General features: G+C 59.3%; 17 protein-coding genes. 12 read left to right on the plus strand and 5 right to left on the minus strand.

Annotated features, from left to right (window positions below; all coding sequences use genetic code 11):
- Positions 1 to 119 precede the first annotated feature (119 nt).
- Positions 120 to 1,538, plus strand: a complete 1,419-nt coding sequence (gene puuE / locus AC2FNR_RS08025; protein ID WP_496848643.1) for an allantoinase PuuE — start codon at positions 120 to 122, stop codon at positions 1,536 to 1,538.
- Positions 1,535 to 2,020, plus strand: coding sequence for an ureidoglycolate lyase (locus AC2FNR_RS08030; RefSeq protein WP_496848644.1), 486 nt, complete (start codon positions 1,535 to 1,537; stop codon positions 2,018 to 2,020). Before puuE ends, AC2FNR_RS08030 begins: the two co-directional genes overlap by 4 nt.
- Before the next feature lie 9 nt (positions 2,021 to 2,029).
- Here AC2FNR_RS08030 and AC2FNR_RS08035 read toward each other — a convergent pair whose 3' ends face one another.
- The 3 genes from AC2FNR_RS08035 to AC2FNR_RS08045 all read right to left on the minus strand — a co-directional run bounded on the left by AC2FNR_RS08035 (position 2,030) and on the right by AC2FNR_RS08045 (position 4,317).
- On the minus strand, positions 2,030 to 3,016 hold the full coding sequence (locus AC2FNR_RS08035; protein ID WP_496848645.1) for a type I glyceraldehyde-3-phosphate dehydrogenase: 987 nt from the start codon (positions 3,014 to 3,016) through the stop codon (positions 2,030 to 2,032).
- Between the two features lie 54 nt (positions 3,017 to 3,070).
- The gene (locus AC2FNR_RS08040; RefSeq protein WP_170354885.1) at positions 3,071 to 3,394 is read right to left on the minus strand and encodes a hypothetical protein; all 324 of its coding nucleotides are present in this window, start codon (positions 3,392 to 3,394) and stop codon (positions 3,071 to 3,073) included.
- An 89-nt stretch (positions 3,395 to 3,483) separates the two neighbouring features.
- Positions 3,484 to 4,317, minus strand: coding sequence for a bifunctional allantoicase/(S)-ureidoglycine aminohydrolase (locus AC2FNR_RS08045; protein ID WP_480866238.1), 834 nt, complete (start codon positions 4,315 to 4,317; stop codon positions 3,484 to 3,486).
- Between the two features lie 176 nt (positions 4,318 to 4,493).
- On the opposite strand from AC2FNR_RS08045, the gene AC2FNR_RS08050 reads away from it, so the two are divergent.
- Positions 4,494 to 4,850 (plus strand): hypothetical protein, encoded by a 357-nt coding sequence (locus AC2FNR_RS08050; protein ID WP_170753687.1) that lies wholly within the window; start codon positions 4,494 to 4,496, stop codon positions 4,848 to 4,850.
- A gap of 6 nt (positions 4,851 to 4,856) precedes the next feature.
- Here the strand turns inward: AC2FNR_RS08050 and AC2FNR_RS08055 are convergent, their stop codons facing one another.
- The gene (locus AC2FNR_RS08055; RefSeq protein WP_496848647.1) at positions 4,857 to 5,792 is read right to left on the minus strand and encodes a 2-hydroxyacid dehydrogenase; all 936 of its coding nucleotides are present in this window, start codon (positions 5,790 to 5,792) and stop codon (positions 4,857 to 4,859) included.
- Between the two features lie 123 nt (positions 5,793 to 5,915).
- Between AC2FNR_RS08055 and AC2FNR_RS08060 the strand changes: the two genes are divergently transcribed.
- Genes AC2FNR_RS08060 through AC2FNR_RS08075 form a run of 4 tightly spaced genes read left to right on the plus strand, consistent with a single transcriptional unit; the run spans position 5,916 to position 9,613 of the window.
- Entirely contained in the window at positions 5,916 to 7,151 is a 1,236-nt protein-coding gene (locus tag AC2FNR_RS08060; RefSeq protein WP_170354889.1) for an acyl-CoA dehydrogenase family protein, read from the plus strand.
- 8 nt (positions 7,152 to 7,159) lie between these two features.
- The gene (locus AC2FNR_RS08065) at positions 7,160 to 7,966 is read left to right on the plus strand and encodes a thioesterase family protein (protein ID WP_496848649.1); all 807 of its coding nucleotides are present in this window, start codon (positions 7,160 to 7,162) and stop codon (positions 7,964 to 7,966) included.
- 19 nt (positions 7,967 to 7,985) lie between these two features.
- Positions 7,986 to 8,687 carry a DUF1007 family protein gene (locus AC2FNR_RS08070; RefSeq protein WP_496848651.1) on the plus strand — a complete coding sequence of 234 codons (702 nt, stop codon included), beginning with the start codon at positions 7,986 to 7,988 and terminating at the stop codon, positions 8,685 to 8,687.
- Positions 8,672 to 9,613 carry a nickel/cobalt transporter gene (locus tag AC2FNR_RS08075; RefSeq protein WP_496848652.1) on the plus strand — a complete coding sequence of 314 codons (942 nt, stop codon included), beginning with the start codon at positions 8,672 to 8,674 and terminating at the stop codon, positions 9,611 to 9,613. The genes AC2FNR_RS08070 and AC2FNR_RS08075 overlap by 16 nt, the downstream gene beginning before the upstream one ends.
- Here the strand turns inward: AC2FNR_RS08075 and truA are convergent.
- Positions 9,610 to 10,377 (minus strand): tRNA pseudouridine(38-40) synthase TruA, encoded by a 768-nt coding sequence (truA, locus tag AC2FNR_RS08080; protein ID WP_480494244.1) that lies wholly within the window; start codon positions 10,375 to 10,377, stop codon positions 9,610 to 9,612. The genes AC2FNR_RS08075 and truA overlap by 4 nt on opposite strands.
- Before the next feature lie 107 nt (positions 10,378 to 10,484).
- Between truA and AC2FNR_RS08085 the strand changes: the two genes are divergently transcribed.
- From AC2FNR_RS08085 to AC2FNR_RS08105, 5 genes are all read left to right on the plus strand, one after another.
- Positions 10,485 to 11,897: a YcjX family GTP-binding protein gene (locus tag AC2FNR_RS08085; RefSeq protein ID WP_496848654.1), complete on the plus strand. Its 1,413-nt coding sequence runs from the start codon at positions 10,485 to 10,487 to the stop codon at positions 11,895 to 11,897.
- Positions 11,894 to 12,349 carry a GNAT family N-acetyltransferase gene (locus AC2FNR_RS08090; protein WP_496848655.1) on the plus strand — a complete coding sequence of 152 codons (456 nt, stop codon included), beginning with the start codon at positions 11,894 to 11,896 and terminating at the stop codon, positions 12,347 to 12,349. The genes AC2FNR_RS08085 and AC2FNR_RS08090 overlap by 4 nt, the downstream gene beginning before the upstream one ends.
- Positions 12,342 to 13,331, plus strand: a complete 990-nt coding sequence (locus tag AC2FNR_RS08095) for a YcjF family protein (protein WP_496848657.1) — start codon at positions 12,342 to 12,344, stop codon at positions 13,329 to 13,331. The genes AC2FNR_RS08090 and AC2FNR_RS08095 overlap by 8 nt, the downstream gene beginning before the upstream one ends.
- A 54-nt stretch (positions 13,332 to 13,385) precedes the next feature.
- Positions 13,386 to 14,096: a VIT1/CCC1 transporter family protein gene (locus AC2FNR_RS08100; RefSeq protein WP_353390645.1), complete on the plus strand. Its 711-nt coding sequence runs from the start codon at positions 13,386 to 13,388 to the stop codon at positions 14,094 to 14,096.
- Between the two features lie 263 nt (positions 14,097 to 14,359).
- A complete protein-coding gene (locus AC2FNR_RS08105; protein WP_496848658.1) occupies positions 14,360 to 17,053 on the plus strand; it encodes a DUF2339 domain-containing protein in 2,694 nt (897 codons plus the stop codon).
- The last annotated feature ends 15 nt before the right edge of the window (positions 17,054 to 17,068 follow it).

Below are 17,068 nucleotides of genomic sequence, written 5' to 3' on the forward strand. Positions count from 1 at the left end.
CGCAAAGTTCTAAAATATGGAAATGCCAAAAGAACCGGAAACTGCGTTCGGATTAGTTTGATAATCATCCGGCTGTTTCTGGGCTATGGCTGAGGACAAACAAAAGAACGGACACCCATATGCAGCCCCCTCGTTATCCTCGCGACATGATCGGATACGGTTTGACACCGCCCGACGCTCAATGGCCCGACGGTGCCAAGATCGCGGTTCAAATCGTGCTGAATTACGAAGAAGGCGGGGAAAACAACATACTTCACGGCGATGCGGCCTCCGAAGCTTTTCTGTCTGAAATCGTCGGGGCCGCGCAATGGCCGGGTCAGCGGCATTGGAACATGGAGTCGATTTACGAATACGGCGCACGCGCCGGGTTCTGGCGGTTGCACCGGCTTATGAAAGACCTGCCAATTACGGTCTATGGTGTCGCGACCGCGCTGGTCCGGTCCCCAGACCAAGTTGATGCAATGAAGTCTGCGGGATGGGAGATCGCCAGCCACGGTCTGAAATGGGTTGAGCACAAGGATATGCCCGAGGCAGAGGAACGCGCCCAGATTACCGAAGCGATCCGCCTGCATACCGAAGTCGTCGGCCATCGTCCGCGCGGCTGGTACACGGGGCGCTGTTCCGAAAATACGGTTCGATTGGTCGCTGAAGAGGGCGGGTTTGACTATGTCGCTGACACCTATGCGGATGATCTTCCCTACTGGATCCACGCAGGCGAAGGGGATCAGCTGATCGTTCCATATACCTTGGATTGCAACGACATGCGCTTTGCCACCCCGCAGGGTTTTAACGCGGGCGACCAGTTTTATTCCTATCTCAAGGACAGTTTTGACGCGCTCTATGCCGAAGGCCAAGAGGGGGCGCCCAAGATGTTGTCAATCGGGCTGCATTGCAGGCTGATCGGGCGTCCCGGCCGGGTTATGGCATTGAAACGGTTTCTCGACTATGCGCAGAGTTTTGAGGACGTATGGTTCGCCACCCGCTTGCAAATCGCACAGCATTGGGCCGCACATCACCCGCCGAGCCGCCATCCGAAACCGTCCCAGATGGACCGCGCAACATTCGTCGGCACTTATGGCGGCATCTTTGAACATTCAGCCTGGATTGCCGAGCGCGCGTTCGAGCTAGAGCTTGGCCCGGCTCATGACACTGCGGGTGGATTGCACAATGCGCTGACGCGTATGTTCCGGTCTGCCTCGGATCACGAAAGACTGAGCGTTCTGACCGCGCACCCGGATTTGGCCGGCAAACTGGCGCAGGCGAAACGTCTGACACAGGAAAGCACGTCTGAACAGGCATCAGCCGGGTTGGATGCGTTGACAGACGCCGAGCGCGCGGGGTTCACGGACCTGAATACTCGTTACACCGAGAGGTTTGGGTTCCCTTTCATCATCGCGGTGCGGGATCACGACAAGGCCTCGATCCTGCAGGCGTTTCAGCGGCGGATTGAGCAGGATCGCGAAACGGAATTCCGCGAGGCCTGCCGTCAGGTTGAACGCATTGCCGAGTTTCGGCTGCGGGACATTCTTCCGTCATGATGCAGATCGTCGCCCGTCCGCTGACCGCTCAAGCCTTTGCGCCGTACGGAGACGTGATTGAGGCTGCGGGTCAGCCAGACAAAATCATAAACCAAGGACAATGCGGCCGTTTCCATGACCGTGCCCAGATGGATTTCGCTGACGGACGCGCGGGTATCAGCCTGTTTAACGCCAATCCGCGCGCTTTCCCCTATGTGTTGCATATGGTCGAGCGGCATCCCGAAGGCAGCCAAGCCTTTATACCGATGACATATCAACCGTTTCTGGTCTTGGTCGCACCAGATGCCAATGGAATGCCCGGCCAGCCCGTTGCCTTCCTGACGTCACCCGGTCAGGCCGTAAACTATCATCGGGGCACATGGCATGGTGTCTTAACGCCGCTGCATGGTCCGGGTCTGTTCGCGGTAGTTGACCGCATCGGTGTCGGGGCGAACCTTGAAGAACACTGGTTCGACACGCCTTATGAAATTGTCGCCCGCTGACGTCGCCAATCAGCGGCCAACCATCAGTCGGGCGACATCCAGCATCCGGGCCGAGAAGCCCCATTCGTTGTCGTACCAGCCAAAGATGCGGACCTGATGTTCGCCGATCTGCCGCGTCTCTGGGCTTGCGATGACAAGCGACTCGGGGCGGGTCCGCAAATCGGACGACACCAAGGGCTCGTCCGTCCAACCCAGAACAGGTGATTGCGCAACGGCCTGACGCAGGTTGGCCTCGAACAAATCCGCAGACACTGGGTGTTCAAGCGTCACGATCAGGTCAACCGCCGAGACGCTGGCCGTGGGAACCCGCACCGCCGCGCCCGAGACGCGACCGGCCAGATGAGGCAAAACCTCGTCAATCAGGTGCATGGCGCTGGTGGTGGTGGGAACCATCGAAAGTGCGCCCGCGCGGGATCGGGCCAGATCTCCGCGCGGTGCGTCCACCATTGGCTGGCTGTTCGTATAACAGTGGATGGTCGTCATGTGGCCCGATACCAGGCCTCCGATTCCATCCAGAACCTTGACCAAAGGCGCCAGACCGTTCGTCGTGCACGAGGCGTTCGACACGATGCGCGCATCGCCCAGCTGGTCTTCGTTTGCGCCCAGTACAACGGTAACCTCGGTCGCCGGAGACGGGCCGGAAATCAGCACTTTCCCCGCACCCGCCGTCAGGCCCTGGCTGGCGACATCTGATGTGCGTGCAACGCCCGTGCAGTCCATCAGGACATCGACGCCGGTCAGATCCACACGAGACAAATCCGCACTGTGGGTCACTGGTATCGCCATCCCGTCGACGATCAATTCGTCAGCAGAGTGTTTAACATCGCCCGCATAGGGACCGAATGTGCTGTCGTATTTGAACAGGTAGGTGCAGGTTTCCAGCGGTGCAATGTCGTTGATCAGCACCAGTTGGATACCACTGTCCTGCGGCATGGCCAGAAGCTGCCGCAGGATCGTGCGGCCGATCCGGCCGAATCCGTTAATCGCAAGTTTCATGCGCAAGCTATGGCAGCGGGCTGCGCTGACCTCAATGCCCGTTTCGCCTTGGGGTCAGTTGCAACTGACCTGCGAAAAGAACTGGCCCGAGATATTCTGGTACATGCTGCCTCGGATGGGGGTGCACCCGGTGGCCTGCTGGATCGCTGCGATGGCCTGAAGGGTGCGCAGGCGCGGCGGCGGCCCAAAAGGGTTGAGGTTGTTGTTGTCCCGCGTCGCGCGATACACGACCGGAGCATCCGAGACCTGCGTGATCGCCCAGGTCCGGCTGAAGACCGAAACCGATTTGGTCGGTTCCTTGGCGACCACAGGGGTCGCGTTAATAGCCGTAAGGCCGATGACGGCGGCCAGCGCCAACATTGATCCACGCAGTACCATTGAACAATCTCCAGTGCTAAAAACTGCGGGTATTTCATCAGATTCAACCGGTCCTGTGAAGCCCCGAGCCCAAGAAACCCACCGGAAACTCAGCGTTTAGACAGGGTTAGGGGCATGTGACGGTTCACATCCTTGTAAAGAAGATAACGAAACCGCCCCGGTCCACCGGCATAACAGGCTTGCGGGCAGAAAGCGCGCAACCACATATAGTCGCCGGCTTCGACCTCGACCCAGTCCTGATTTAGCCGATAGACGGCTTTACCTTCAAGCACGTAAAGCCCGTGTTCCATCACATGGGTTTCGGCAAACGGGATCACGCCGCCGGGCTCGAACGTGACGATGTTGACATGCATGTCGTGGCGCAGGTCTTGCGGATCGGCGAAACGGGTTGTGGCCCAACGCCCCTCGGTGCCGGGCATCGGAGTTGGGGCGATGTCGCGTTCATTGGTGATGATCGGATCAGGGGCGGGCAGGCCGGGAACGGCTTCATAAACTTTGCGGATCCAGTGAAACCGGGCAGTATCTTTGCCGCGATTGTGCAGGGTCCATTCGGACCCGGCTGGGATATAAGCATAACCCCCTGTCTCCAACACATGAACATTGCCGTTCAGCGTCAGGGTTGCCGAGCCTTCGACCACGAACACTACGGCCTGTGCGTTCGGGTCGGTTTCGGGGCGGTCGCTGCCACCACCGGGCTGAACCTCCATGATATATTGCGAGAATGTTTCGGCAAAACCACTCAGCGGGCGGGACAGAACCCAAAGCCGGGTGTCCTGCCAAAAAGGCAGGTAACTGGTGACGATGTCACGCATCGTCCCTTTGGGGATCACCGCATAGGCGTCAGTAAACATGGCGCGGTCAGTCAAAAGCTGGTCTTGTCCGGGATGTCCGCCTGACGGCGCATAATAGGTGGGCTGTGCCATTTGATGTCTCTGGTTCAGGTTTCTCGCACTATGGGGGGATTAGACAGGCGCTTATAGCGGCGCGATCGCAATAGGTTTGTTCGGGAATATTTGAAGGTTGAAACCTCTTGGGGTTGGCCATGCGGGTTCACATGTCTATCCTTGAATGAAAGTGCATTTCAAAATTGTGAGGCCCCATGAATTCTCTTTTCTCTCTTACAGCAGCAGGCGCTGTGATAATTGGCCTCAGCGTTACTGCGCAGGCCAAGCCATTGTCGCGGATCATCGCAGAATCGGGGTTGAGCCCGGACGATTTCACACTGCTGACGGCCGCGGCAGACGGATTGTTTCAGGGCAGTACGCCACAGGTTGGTTCAGAAGCTACGTGGGCCAGCACGGAAACCGACGCAAAGGGTACCGTCACCGTGCGGGATGTCCGCGGCAATTGCGTGCATTTGCAGCACTTGATTGAACCGGCCAATACCGATCAGATACGTGAGGTCAGAACGCGACGTTGCCGCGACGCGGGCGGCAATTGGATTCTCACGCCTTAAAGAGCGCTAGTATCCGCGCGCCCGGTCCACTTCGTGCAACAAGGGCGCGCCACTGTTGAGGCGCTCGAAATTCTCGGCCACATCGCGCAGAGCGTCGCCCAGATGCCAGCCAGAAACGTGCGGGGTGATTGTTACACCCGGATGTGTCCACAAAGGGCTGTCTGCGGGTAAGGGTTCGGTTCGGGTGACGTCCAGAACGGCACGACCGGGCCTTCCCTGATCCAAAGCCGTGATCAACGCGGCCTCGTCAATCAAATCTCCGCGTCCGGCATTCAGCAACTGGCTGCCGGGTTTCATGGCCGCCAGCATATCGGGTCCGAACAAGCCGACCGTTTGCCGGGTCGATGGCAGAATGGCACAGACATGGTCACATGCAGACAAAAGATCGGGCAGGGCGTCCTCGCCATGCAGGCATGTGACACCGTCAATCTGCTTGGGTGAGCGGCTCCAGCCCATGACCTGAAACCCAACCGCGCGCAGCATCTTTGCGCTGCGGGCGCCAATATGACCCAAACCCAGCACTCCGACCACTGTGTCCGGCGAATAGAGCGGCGCCTTCGGGGACCATTCCGATCGGTCCTGCGCAGCCTCGTGAAAGGGCATGTTGCGCTGTTGACGCAGGATGTAGGCCACGAACCACTCGGCGATGCCTTGCGCAGGCGCGTCAGGTTTCAGGCGCGTAACACGCACATGGTCGGGCAGGTTGGGGTTGCCGACAATCGTTTCGACGCCTGCGCCCAGTTTTTGCACAAGCTGCAGATTGGGCAGGCGGGCAAGTTGATCATCGCTGAGTCCTGCCAATGCGATCATTGTAATGTCGCTGGGGTCTCCGATCGTGGCAGGGGTGCGTACGTCCAGACCGGGCTTCAGTGCCCGAACATCCCGCGCGATATCGCTGTCGCTCATCCAATCGGACAGACCTGTCTCTATCAACAATGCCATTTTAAACTCCCCCGAACAGTTTGATTGACTTGACGTCCCGTCCTAGCTGGACATCTTGACGGCAGCTAAGTCATTCTCGGGCCAAAGGTAAAGCCCGGTCACCGGGTCGGAGGAGGAAAACCCATGAACATGTCATTCGGCCTGCGTGATGAGAACGCTCAACTGTTACAACGTGTGGCAGACATGATCCGCGATGAGATCATGCCGCTGGAGGCAGAGTATCACGCAGAGATCGGCAAAGGGGATCGTTGGCAATATACAGAACGTCAGGCCGAAATCCTTGAGGGCCTGAAGGCCAAGGCCAAGGCTGCGGGGCTTTGGAATTTCTGGCTGACCGACAGCGACAAAGGCTTTGGTCTTTCCACCGTGGAATACGCTTATTTCGCCGAAGAGATGGGCAAGACCCCATTGGGCGCCGAAGTCTTCAACTGTTCCGCCCCAGATACCGGCAACATGGAGGTCTTCGAACGCTACGGAACCGAAAAGATGAAAGAGCAGTGGTTGAAACCGCTGCTCGAAGGTGAAATCCGCTCGGCCTATCTTATGACCGAACCGGATGTGGCCTCGTCGGATGCGACGAATGTGTCGATGTCTTGCGTGCGGGACGGCGATGACTATGTCCTGAACGGCGAAAAATGGTGGTCGTCGGGGGCCGGTGATCCGCGATGCAAGGTCTATATCGTGATGGTCAAAACCGCCGGGGAAGAGCAGCCTAAACACCAGCGGCAGTCGATGATCGTCGTGCCGGCCGACACACCGGGTGTCGAAATTCTGCGCCCGATGGAGGTCTATGGCCATGACGACGCGCCGCATGGGCATATGCATATCCGGTTCACCAACGTGCGCGTTCCGGCTGAAAATATACTGTTGGGTGAGGGTCGTGGCTTCGAAATCGCTCAGGGTCGCCTTGGGCCGGGGCGTATTCACCATTGCATGCGCGCCATCGGGCAGGCCGAAAGCGCGCTGGATCAGATGTGCAAACGGTCCCTGCAACGCGAGGCGTTCGGTAAGAAGCTGGCCCAGCTTGGGGCGAATTTCGACATCATCGCCGAATGCAGGATGGAGATTGAGATGGCGCGCCTGCTGTGCCTCAAGGCTGCGTGGTATATGGATCAGGGCGATGCACGCGCGGCAGCACCGTGGATCAGCCAGATCAAGGTTGTGGCCCCGCGCGTAGCCTTAAAGGTGATTGACGAGGCGGTGCAGATGTTTGGTGCGCAGGGGATCAGTCAGGACACACCGCTTGCCACGGCCTGGACCCATGTGCGGACTTTGCGGTTGGCCGATGGGCCCGATGCGGTGCACCGCCGTCAGGTCGCGCGGGCTGAGCTGAAGAAACACACGCAGGAAAAAGTCTGAGCAAGGCCATGGTCTCCAATCCGGACGTGAAGGCGCAATCCTATTTCCACAATCGACCGGACGGTGCGTTTGTGGGTAATGACCCCGCGCGCGGCCCGTGGTCGGCCGTGCACTGTCATGCCGGGCCGGTCAGCGGGTTGGTCGTGCGCGCGGCGGAAACCGAAGTCGGGCCCGAGAAGATGTTAACCCGGCTGACGGTGGATTTATTGCGGCCATTGCCTTTGGCCGGATTGCGAGTCGCTGCCGAAACCACGCGCCATACAAAGACATTGGCGACAACGCGGGTGACCGTGCACGATTTGGATGACACGCTTTGCGCTGTTGCAACGACGATGCATCTGGTGCGCCGTGATCTTGGGCCAGTGCCAAACGTGACGATGCAGCCCCCTCGGTTGGATGATGCGGTCACGGGTCCTTTTCCGATTGGCGAAACACGTCACGATCTGCCGGGCTTCGCCAACCATTCGGACATTCTGTATCCCAAAGGCGGAAATCAGGCAGCCGGTCCGAAAACCGTTTGGATGCGCACGCCGCCGCTTTTGGCCGATGAGGCACAGTCGCCGATACAGGCCCTGTGTCCGCTGGCAGATTGCGGGAATGGTATCTCGTGGAACGCGCCCACCACCGAGATGGGGTTCATGAACACCGACCTGACAGTGCAAGTTCACCGCGAGCCGGTCTCGGACTGGTTGGCGTCAGAGTCATTGTGCCATTGGCAACCCTCGGGCATCGGGATGTCTCAGTCCGTACTTTATGACACAGAGGGTCCGGTCGCGACGGCGCTGCAAACGCTTGTCTTATTTCCGCCGGATTAAACGGTTGGCCGGATTCTGCGTGCTGTCTCAAAAGTGCGTTGTCGCTGCGGGGCCGAAACCCTATCTTTCTCACATGCGCTGGATATTGACCCTTTTCACCTTTTGCTTGCCAGTCCCGGTCTTGGCTCATCCCCACGTGTTCATCGACACGGGGCTGGAGTTCATCGTCGATGACGCAGGCAATCTGACACATGTGCGGGTAACCTGGGCTTATGATGAGCTGTATTCGCTTTTCGAGCTTGAGGACAGAAAACTTGATCAGGATGGCGACGGTATTCTGAGCGAGAGCGAACAGGCCTTTCTGGCCGGGTTCGACGCGCAGTGGATCGAAGGGTATAACGGCGATCTGGTGGTGCGTGCAGATGGCCAGATCATCCCTCTGTCTGGTCCGATGGAACCTACGGCCACCACTTATAACGGCCGCATTGTCTCGACCCATCTGAGGGCTGTTGAGGGCGAACCGGTCGCAGCGGCGGCTTTGTCAGCGAAGGCGTTCGATGAAACCTACTACACAGCATACGAGGTTACGCGCCCGGTAACAGTGTCCAGTAACCTGACCTGCCAGATAGAGCGGACGGATCCCGATATTGACGGCCAGCTCGCCCAGATGCGGGCGTTCTTGCTGACCCTTGATGCCAATTATGATCTTGAGGAGAACGACATCCCGCTGGTTGGTGAAAGCTTTGCGACCGAGATCCGCGTTTCATGTCCAAGTACCTGATTATCCCTGTCCTCCTGTCGTTTGGCCTGCTGCTGTGGTTCTGGGGCAGCGGAGGATTTGACAACCTTGCTGCCTGGGCCGCTGGCGAACAGCGCGAGTTCCAGAACCAGATCGCCCGATCCCTGCGCGCCGCCCGCGCGGAACAACCCGAAGCTGTCGCGACCCTTTTAACTGTTTGTTTCGCTTACGGATTTTTCCACGCCGTAGGCCCGGGTCACGGCAAAGTCTTGATCGGAGGGTACGGGCTGGGGCGCAAGGTGGCCTTTTGGCGTTTGTCCGCGATCAGCGTGCTGTCCAGTCTGGGGCAGGCCGTCACTGCAGTGGTTCTGGTGTATGCCGGGGTTCTGGTGTTCCAGATGTCGCGGGACAGTTTGGTTGGCACAACCGAGCAGGTCATGGCGCCCGTAAGCTATGGCGCCATCGCTGCAATTGGCCTTTGGCTGGTGTTCCGGGCGTTACGCAGTTTCGCCAGGCGGTACCGGGCGGATCGGACACAGGTGCATCATCACCATCATCATCATGACGGCCACGATCATCATCACGGTCATGACCACGAGGTTTGTTCGGATTGCGGGCATCGGCACGGTCCGACGGCGGAAGAAGTTGCGCAGATCGGGAATTGGAAAGAGGCTGCCCTGCTGATTGTGGGCATCGCTGCGCGTCCCTGCACCGGGGCGCTATTTGTTTTGATCCTGACGTGGCAAATGGGCATCGCGATGGTTGGAATCGCCGGTGCTTTTGCAATGGCACTGGGCACGGCGACAGTGACAACACTGGTCGGTTGGACCTCATTTGGTTTGCGCGGCGGGTTGCTGGCCTCGGCCTCGGCCACCCGCTTTGCGCAGGTTCTGGCGCCAACGATCGAACTCGTCGCGGGTCTGGTGATCGCCGTTATTGCCAGCGGGCTGCTGCTGCGCGCGATTTAGTCGAATACCGGCTGAGGATATCCAACCCGCGCCAGATACAGACCTTGCGGCGGACAAACTGGCCCGCAGGCGGCGCGGTTCTGGGCCGCAAGCGCGTCTTGCACATCCTCAGGTGTCCAAGCGCCTGCGCCGACCCTTTCTAAAGTGCCAACAAAGCTGCGCACCTGATTGTGCAGAAAAGAGCGGGCGCGAACGTGGAAATGCACCTCTGGGCCCGAGAACCCGTCGGTTTGTTCCACCCGCAATTCATCCAGTGTTTTGACCGGGCTGGCCGCCTGACAGATCGAGGACCGGAAGGTGGTAAAATCATGCCGCCCAATCAGCGTATCCGCACCGGCCTGCATCGCCTGCACGTCCAAGCGATGATTTATCTGCCAAACCTGCCCAGCATCATGTGTGGCTGGCGCACGACGCATCAGGATACGGAACAGGTACTGCCGTTCGACCGCCGAAAACCGGGCGTGCCAGTCGTCATCGACCTGCGCCGCCTGCACAATCGCCACAGGGTGGGGTTTAAGGTGATAATTCAATGCTTCGGATAGACGGAACGGATCCCAGTCCTTGATCAGATCACAATGGGCGACCTGTCCCAGTGCGTGAACGCCTGCATCGGTGCGGCCGGCAGCTGCGATGGTATGCGCGCCGGGTTGGATGCGCGACAGGGCCTCTTCGATCGCCCCTTGCACGGATGGCTGATCCTTTTGCCGCTGCCATCCGGCAAACGGCTCTCCTTGGTATTCGACTTTCAACGCGTATCTTGGCATGGGCCGCTGGTAGCGCGACGCGCCGCCACGGGCAAGAGCGGGAAAGCGCTGGCATGTCAGGCGGTGGCTACCTATCTTGAGCGAAACAGTAAAAGCGGGGCGACGGTTTGGTCATCTCTTCCCTGTCAGACAGTGTGGTGCGCGGCGTCGAGTCCGTGGGCGATACCGTGTCAGAAGCCTTTTTTGAACCAGCGATCCGGCTGGGCGTGACCGGTTTGGCGCGGTCCGGCAAAACGGTATTCATCACGTCACTGGTGGCAAACCTGCTGGACCGTGGGCGAATGCCCGGATTGGTGGCGCAGCAAGAGGGGCGGATCAATGCGGTTTACCTGCAGCCGCAACCCGACGACACCGTGCCTCGGTTCGATTATGAAAACCACCTTGCGGCGTTGACCGGGCCTCAGCCACACTGGCCAGACAGTACCCGCGCCGTGTCCGAGTTGCGCTTGTCCTTCAAAGCACGTCCATCCGGGCTTTTGTCGGGTTTGCAGGGACCACGCACTGTGCATCTGGATATTGTCGACTATCCGGGTGAATGGCTGCTGGATCTGGCTTTGTTGGACAAAACCTATGAGGCTTGGTCGGCAGAGACGCTCGAACGCATTACCGCGCGTCCACAGGCTGCCACGTTTCTCACTCAGGCTAATGCTGCCGATCCGGCGGACACGCATGACGAACCCACCGCTCAGGCGCTTGCGAAAGCGTTTGCAGAGTATCTGAACGCGGCCCGTGATGCGGGGTTCTATGATTGCACACCGGGGCGTTTTTTGTTGCCCGGTGACCTGGCTGGTTCGCCGGTGTTGACATTCGCGCCGCTGCCGGTTGATGGACCTGCGCCCCGGCGCAGCCTGCACCGCGAAATGGCCAGGAGGTTCGAGGCATATAAGTCGCAGGTCGTTAAGCCGTTCTTTCGGGATCACTTCGCGCGGATCGACCGGCAGGTCGTTCTGGTGGATGCGCTGGGCGCGATTCATAAGGGTCCGCAAGCGGTCGAAGATATGCGCCGCGCGATGGCTGATATCCTGTCCGCATTCCGTCCCGGCCGAAACGCCTGGCTAAGCCGTTTGCTGCTTGGAAAACGGGTCGAGCGCATTCTGTTTGCCGCCACCAAGGCCGACCACCTGCACCACCAACAACATCAACGTCTGACCCATATCATGGAGGCGCTAATTCGTGACGCCCGCGACAGGGCCAGCTTTGCCGGGGCGGACACGACGGCCTTATCGATGGCCTCATTGCGCGCGACAACCGAGGAAATGCGTTTGCATGATGGGGTAGAATTGCCCTGCGTTCGAGGAACGTTGATGGATGGCAAGCAGGCGGCGTTTTTCCCGGGCGAATTGCCGGATGACCCTTTGAAACTGTTGGGGGCGGCGCGCAATGGGGCCGCAGGTTGGCTTGACGCCGAATACGGCTTCATGTCCTTCGCCCCTGCCAAACTGACCCTGCGCCCCGGAGATGGACCGCCCCATATTAGGCTGGATCGCGCAGCGCAGTTTCTGATCGGAGATCGCCTGTGATCGCAACTCTGCGCCCGGCTCGCAGCACCGATGCTGGTGCGACCGGAGAGATTCTGCACGGTTTTGCGCGCGAGAACGACTGGATGCCAGAGCTACACACTCAGGCCGAGACCATCGCGTTCTGTGGCCGTATGATAGATCAGGATTGGGTCACAGTGGCTGAACTGGACGCCCGCGTGGTGGGTTTTCTGGCTTTGAACGGGACGGAAATCCATTCCTTGTACCTAAAAGCCTCTGCCCGACGGCAAGGCATCGGACGACACCTGCTGGACCATGCCAAATCCCAGCGCACGCAGCTTTCGCTGTTCGCGTTTCAAGCCAATCTGCCCGCGCGGCGGTTCTACGAACATAACGGGTTTGTCGAAGTTGCGCGTAGCGATGGGGCCGATAACGATGAAAACCTGCCGGATATTAAATATGTCTGGATACGAGAGGGGGCAGAAAATGGCTAAAGGTCCCGTGCTGATCGACCTCGAAGCGGACGAGCCCACCGTGGACGTGGCGCAGGCGCCGCCGGTGCCTGAGATCGGGCAACCTCAAGGGCAGGCGATGCAGGGCGTGGTCCGGCTTGCGGCTCGCGGGCCCTCGCGGTTGGCGCGTTGGTTCTGGGGGCTGGCCTTAGCTGCTGTTGGCGCAGTTGTGTCCATCGCGGCGTGGGACTTTGTGAACGGGCTTTTGCTGCGTGCGCCGGTTTTGGGTTGGGTCGTGACGGGGCTTTTTGCAGCGCTGGTGTTGGTCGCCCTGATCATCGCGCTGCGTGAATTGGCGGCAATCGCACGTTTGTCTCGTGTTGACGGGATAAGGCAAGCGGTGGACACTGCGCTGGCCGAGGATGATCTGGCACAGGCACGCGCGGTTACGACCAAGCTTATTGCTTTTTACAAGGGTCGGGATGAAACCAAATGGGGTCGTGACAAGCTGACCGAACGTATGGGGGAACAGTTCGACGCCTCGGGGCTGCTGACCTTGGCCGAAAATGAATTGCTTGCCCCATTGGACGCCGCCGCCAGCCGCGAGGTCGAAGCGGCCGCCCGTCAGGTGGCCACTGTTACGGCCCTGGTGCCTTTGGCGTTGGCAGATGTCGCCACCGCTTTGGCTGCGTCGCTTCGGATGATCCGGCGCGTTGCTGAAATCTATGGCGGTCGCGCCGGGTTTCTGGGGAGTTGGCGGCTGACCCGTGCGGTTTTTGTTCATCTGGTCGCAACCGGAGCAGTCGCGGTTGGCGATGACCTGCTGGAGCCCGTTTTGGGCGGCTCGGTTCTTAGCAAACTGTCCAGAAGATTCGGCGAAGGTCTGGTCAATGGGGCGCTCAGTGCCCGTGTCGGTGTGGCCGCAATGGAGGTTTGTCGACCTTTGCCCTTCTCTGACCGTCACAAACCCTCGACAAGGGGAATGATCAAGCGGGCCTTGGCGGGGTTGTTTTCTAAAACTTGACCTGCCGCAAGGTGCTGACGTCCACTGGATGGCATACCAGACCCGGAGCCAGCCATGACCGAGCACGGACACAGCCAACAGGAAATAGCCGAGCGTATCAACGCACCACCCGGCCGCGGCGTGTTGCGCGATGTCGTTTATGGGGGCATCGACGGATCAGTGACCACCTTTGCGATCGTGGCCGGGGTTGCTGGGGCTGGCCTTTCGCCGTTCATTATCGTGGCGTTGGGGCTGGCCAATGTTTTGGCAGATGGCTTCTCGATGGCGGCGGGCAATTACTCTGGCACAAAAGCTGAATTGGACAACATTCGCCGCATCCGCGCGATCGAGGAACGGCATATCCACCTGTACCCCGACGGCGAGCGAGAGGAAGTGCGCGAGATTTTGGCGCAGAAAGGTCTGTCGGGGCGGGTGCTGGACGAGGCGACCGACGCAATCACTGCAAACCACGACAACTGGATCGATCTGATGATCGAAGGGGAATACGGGCTGGGCAGTGTCGACCCTCATCCTCTCAAGGCTGCGATGGCGACCTTTTGGGCATTCCTGATCGCGGGGATGGTGCCGCTGTTGCCCTTCCTCGCCGGGGTGGATCAGGCTTTTACCATTTCCGCCTGGATGACGATGGCCGTGTTTTTTGCCATCGGTGCACTCAAAAGCCGGTGGTCGCTGGCACCTTGGTGGCGATCCGGGGGCGAGACGTTGTTGATCGGTGGTGCTGCTGCCTTGATCGCGTATCTAGTCGGGTCGCTGTTTCATCCTTGACGGGCTAGATTGATCCAGCTTGGCGCAGGTGGTTGTTGAAGGTAACAAAAATAAACTCGGGCCTTTCATTGCCTGTCCAGCAACTACTTTAATTGCGGGTTTCCGGCGATTGCGGTGGTGCAGATCATCTTCGGGCAGTTAATCCCGCGCCTCACGTCTGGCTGCATTTAGCCGTGAGTTATACCTGCGAACTGGCGGATTTTCTGACTGTTGCCCAACGGGCGTCTCGGGTAGCCTGACGGTGAACCCAACCGGAGAGCCCATTGGAATCCTTGCTTGTTCTTGTTGGATTGATCGTGCTGGCCATCCCGGTAGGCATCGTTTTTCTGATTGTAAGTCACACCCGCCTGCGCCGTCGGGTTGAGCAGTTAGAGCAGGATCTTCGCGCGCTGGGTGGGGATGTTTCCAAAACCAGCGATGCACCACCCCGACCCGAACCGCGCAAGCCGACCGAAAAACCGGACAAAGCGCTGAAACCCGCCCCGTGGTCTAAGGCGCAGACACCCCAACCCGCTGCCGAGCAGACACCGCCTGCCGCCGTAGTGTTTCGTGAGGACCGGTTTACCGCGCTTTCGACCTGGTTGCGAGAGAACTGGTTTTATGTGGTGTCCGCCCTTTCACTGGCGTTGGCAGGGATATTCTTGGTTCAATACGGTGTCGAAAATGGGATGTTGCCTCCGTCCGCCCGTGTGATTGCCGCGTTGAGTTTCGGTGTGGTGTTGATCGTGGCCGGAGAAGTGATCCGCCGCAGGTTTGGAGATGATGAAGCCTCGGCCACCGCATATTTGCCCTCGGTTTTCTCGGGCGCCGGTCTGGTTACCCTGTTCGGAGGTATTCTGGCTGCTAGGCAGCTCTACGACTTGATCGGCCCCGAAAGCGCGTTGATTGCAATGGTCGTTGTTGCCCTGTTGGGATTGATCCTTGGCTGGTTCCACGGCCCCTTGCTGGCTGCTGTCGGTCTGATCGGGGCCTTTGCAGCCCCCTTTGTTGTTGGCGGCACGTCCAAGGATCCGGGCTGGCTATATGCCTATTTCTTTGTGATCGCCGTTTTGGGATTGGGGATCGACACAGTGCGCCGCTGGGCGTGGATATCCGTCCTGACTCTGTTTGGTGCCTATGCCGCTTGCCTGCTGCTGGTGCTGTCCTCACCGCTGACAGAACCGTATTACCTGATCTGCGTCACAGCGTTGGCCGTGATTTCCATTGCCATACCAATTCGGCGTGTCTGGCCCGATCATGAGGGCGCGATGATCAGCCAGATCATCAGTCGCAAAACGGGCGATGCATGGCCCGAATTTCCCACGCGGGTTGCCTTTGGCGCGGTCGCCGTTAGTTCCGCGATTCTTTCGGTGCATTGGGCTGATAGCCCGGCGGAGTTCTGGCTGGGCGTTACCTTGCTGGCGGGGCTGGCGCTTGTATTGATGCTGTGGGGTAGGCGGGCGGAGGCATTGCAGGATGCGACGATATTGCCAGCGCTGGGCCTTGTCTGGTTCGTTCTGATGCATGGCTGGGATAACGGCATCGTTCTGCGCCACTTCGCTGAGACCTATGCCGCAACCGCCGAAGCGGACTACCCCTGGGTGGTCACAGTCTTGATCATTGTGGGTGGGGTGATTTCCGTCACTGCGGTCTGGCGCTCGATGCATGCGCACAAATATGCGGCCGGGTGGGCTGGCGCAGCTGCGGTCTTTGCGCCTGCGTTGGCCATCGCTCTTGAGGTCGGCTGGCACCCTGCGACTGTGATCGGAGCCTACCCGTGGGCACTGCATTGTATCGCATTGGGTGCGTTGATGGTTATCTTTGCCGAGCGTTTTTCGCGCGTTGACGGAGATCAACGTATGCGCGCGTCGCTGGCGACGCTCTCGGCTTTATCCTGTTTGACCTTTGCCTGCGTCATTGTCCTGAGTTCTGCGGCGCTGACCATTGCTCTGGTCGCGATGGTAGTCGTGGCCGCCGCGCTGGATCGCAAATTCAACCTGCCGCCGATGAGCTGGTTCATCTGGGCTGGTGTCTTCACAGTCACGGTGCGGCTGGTGTTGAACCCGGGGCTTGACTGGGCCGGTACCGCCGCGATCCTTGAAATGACGTTGGTCTACGCAGTCGCTACTCTTGGTTTCCTGTCGGGTTGGTTGCTGATCCGCTCACTGAATCGGCCTGTTGCAACTCTATTGCTAGAGAGCGCCACCTGGGCCACCGGGGGTATATTGCTGTCTTTGCTGCTGGAACGCTGGTTGCAGAGTTTTGGCGAGGGCAACGCCACTAATAGCCACTGGGGGCTGGGCTTACTGGCGATAATCTGGTTGCTTCTGGCCTTTGCGCAGGTTCAGCGGTTCGAACTGGGCGGAAAGCTGAACTATGCTCGCTATTTGCTTGCGGCGTTTTTTGCTGGGCATGGTCTTTTCCGATTGGTTCAGGCGTTGGTTGATGCGAACCCGTTGCTTAACAAGGTTGCGTCACCGGTTCTGGGTCTGCCGTTATTGAACACGCTTGCGGTCGCTTACTTGTTGCCTGCACTGGCAGTCGGGCTCTCGGTCTGGAGGATTCATGCGACTCCGCTGTGGCTGAAGCGCGCCAGTTGGGGCTTGAGCAGTGGATTGACGGCTGTCTGGTTAGGGCTGATGATCCGTCATGTTTGGCAGGGCGCGGCCGGCATGTATGAGGGCAACGGCGTGACCCAGCCCGAGCTTTACACTTACACCATTGCTCTTCTGGTAATCGGGGCGGTGGTTTTCTACCAGTCGCTGGCGCGCCGATCCGACCTGATGCGCAAAGCCGGGCTGGCGGTGATTGGGCTGGCGGTGGCCAAGGTGTTCCTGATCGATATCGCCGGGCTTGGCGGACTGATCCGGGTGTTCTCGTTGCTGGCTTTAGGGTTGGCTTTGGCGGGTCTGGCGTGGCTTAACCGCTGGGCGCAGTTGCGCCATTCGCCGCATGGGCCGGAACCTCTGGACCATTGAGGGCGGGCGTCCTAT

It is taken from the genome of Ruegeria sp. SATB045 (assembly GCF_059613525.1).

Bases quoted from the DNA above. Each gene is read 5' to 3' on its own strand.
- puuE (WP_496848643.1), top strand. From the start codon at position 120: ATGCAGCCCCCTCGTTATCCTCGCGACATGATCGGATACGGTTTGACA.
- AC2FNR_RS08030 (WP_496848644.1), top strand. From the start codon at position 1,535: ATGATGCAGATCGTCGCCCGTCCGCTGACCGCTCAAGCCTTTGCGCCG.
- AC2FNR_RS08035 (WP_496848645.1), bottom strand. From the start codon at position 3,016: ATGAAACTTGCGATTAACGGATTCGGCCGGATCGGCCGCACGATCCTG.
- AC2FNR_RS08040 (WP_170354885.1), bottom strand. From the start codon at position 3,394: ATGGTACTGCGTGGATCAATGTTGGCGCTGGCCGCCGTCATCGGCCTT.
- AC2FNR_RS08045 (WP_480866238.1), bottom strand. From the start codon at position 4,317: ATGGCACAGCCCACCTATTATGCGCCGTCAGGCGGACATCCCGGACAA.
- AC2FNR_RS08050 (WP_170753687.1), top strand. From the start codon at position 4,494: ATGAATTCTCTTTTCTCTCTTACAGCAGCAGGCGCTGTGATAATTGGC.
- AC2FNR_RS08055 (WP_496848647.1), bottom strand. From the start codon at position 5,792: ATGGCATTGTTGATAGAGACAGGTCTGTCCGATTGGATGAGCGACAGC.
- AC2FNR_RS08060 (WP_170354889.1), top strand. From the start codon at position 5,916: ATGAACATGTCATTCGGCCTGCGTGATGAGAACGCTCAACTGTTACAA.
- AC2FNR_RS08065 (WP_496848649.1), top strand. From the start codon at position 7,160: ATGGTCTCCAATCCGGACGTGAAGGCGCAATCCTATTTCCACAATCGA.
- AC2FNR_RS08075 (WP_496848652.1), top strand. From the start codon at position 8,672: ATGTCCAAGTACCTGATTATCCCTGTCCTCCTGTCGTTTGGCCTGCTG.
- truA (WP_480494244.1), bottom strand. From the start codon at position 10,377: ATGCCAAGATACGCGTTGAAAGTCGAATACCAAGGAGAGCCGTTTGCC.
- AC2FNR_RS08095 (WP_496848657.1), top strand. From the start codon at position 12,342: ATGGCTAAAGGTCCCGTGCTGATCGACCTCGAAGCGGACGAGCCCACC.
- AC2FNR_RS08100 (WP_353390645.1), top strand. From the start codon at position 13,386: ATGACCGAGCACGGACACAGCCAACAGGAAATAGCCGAGCGTATCAAC.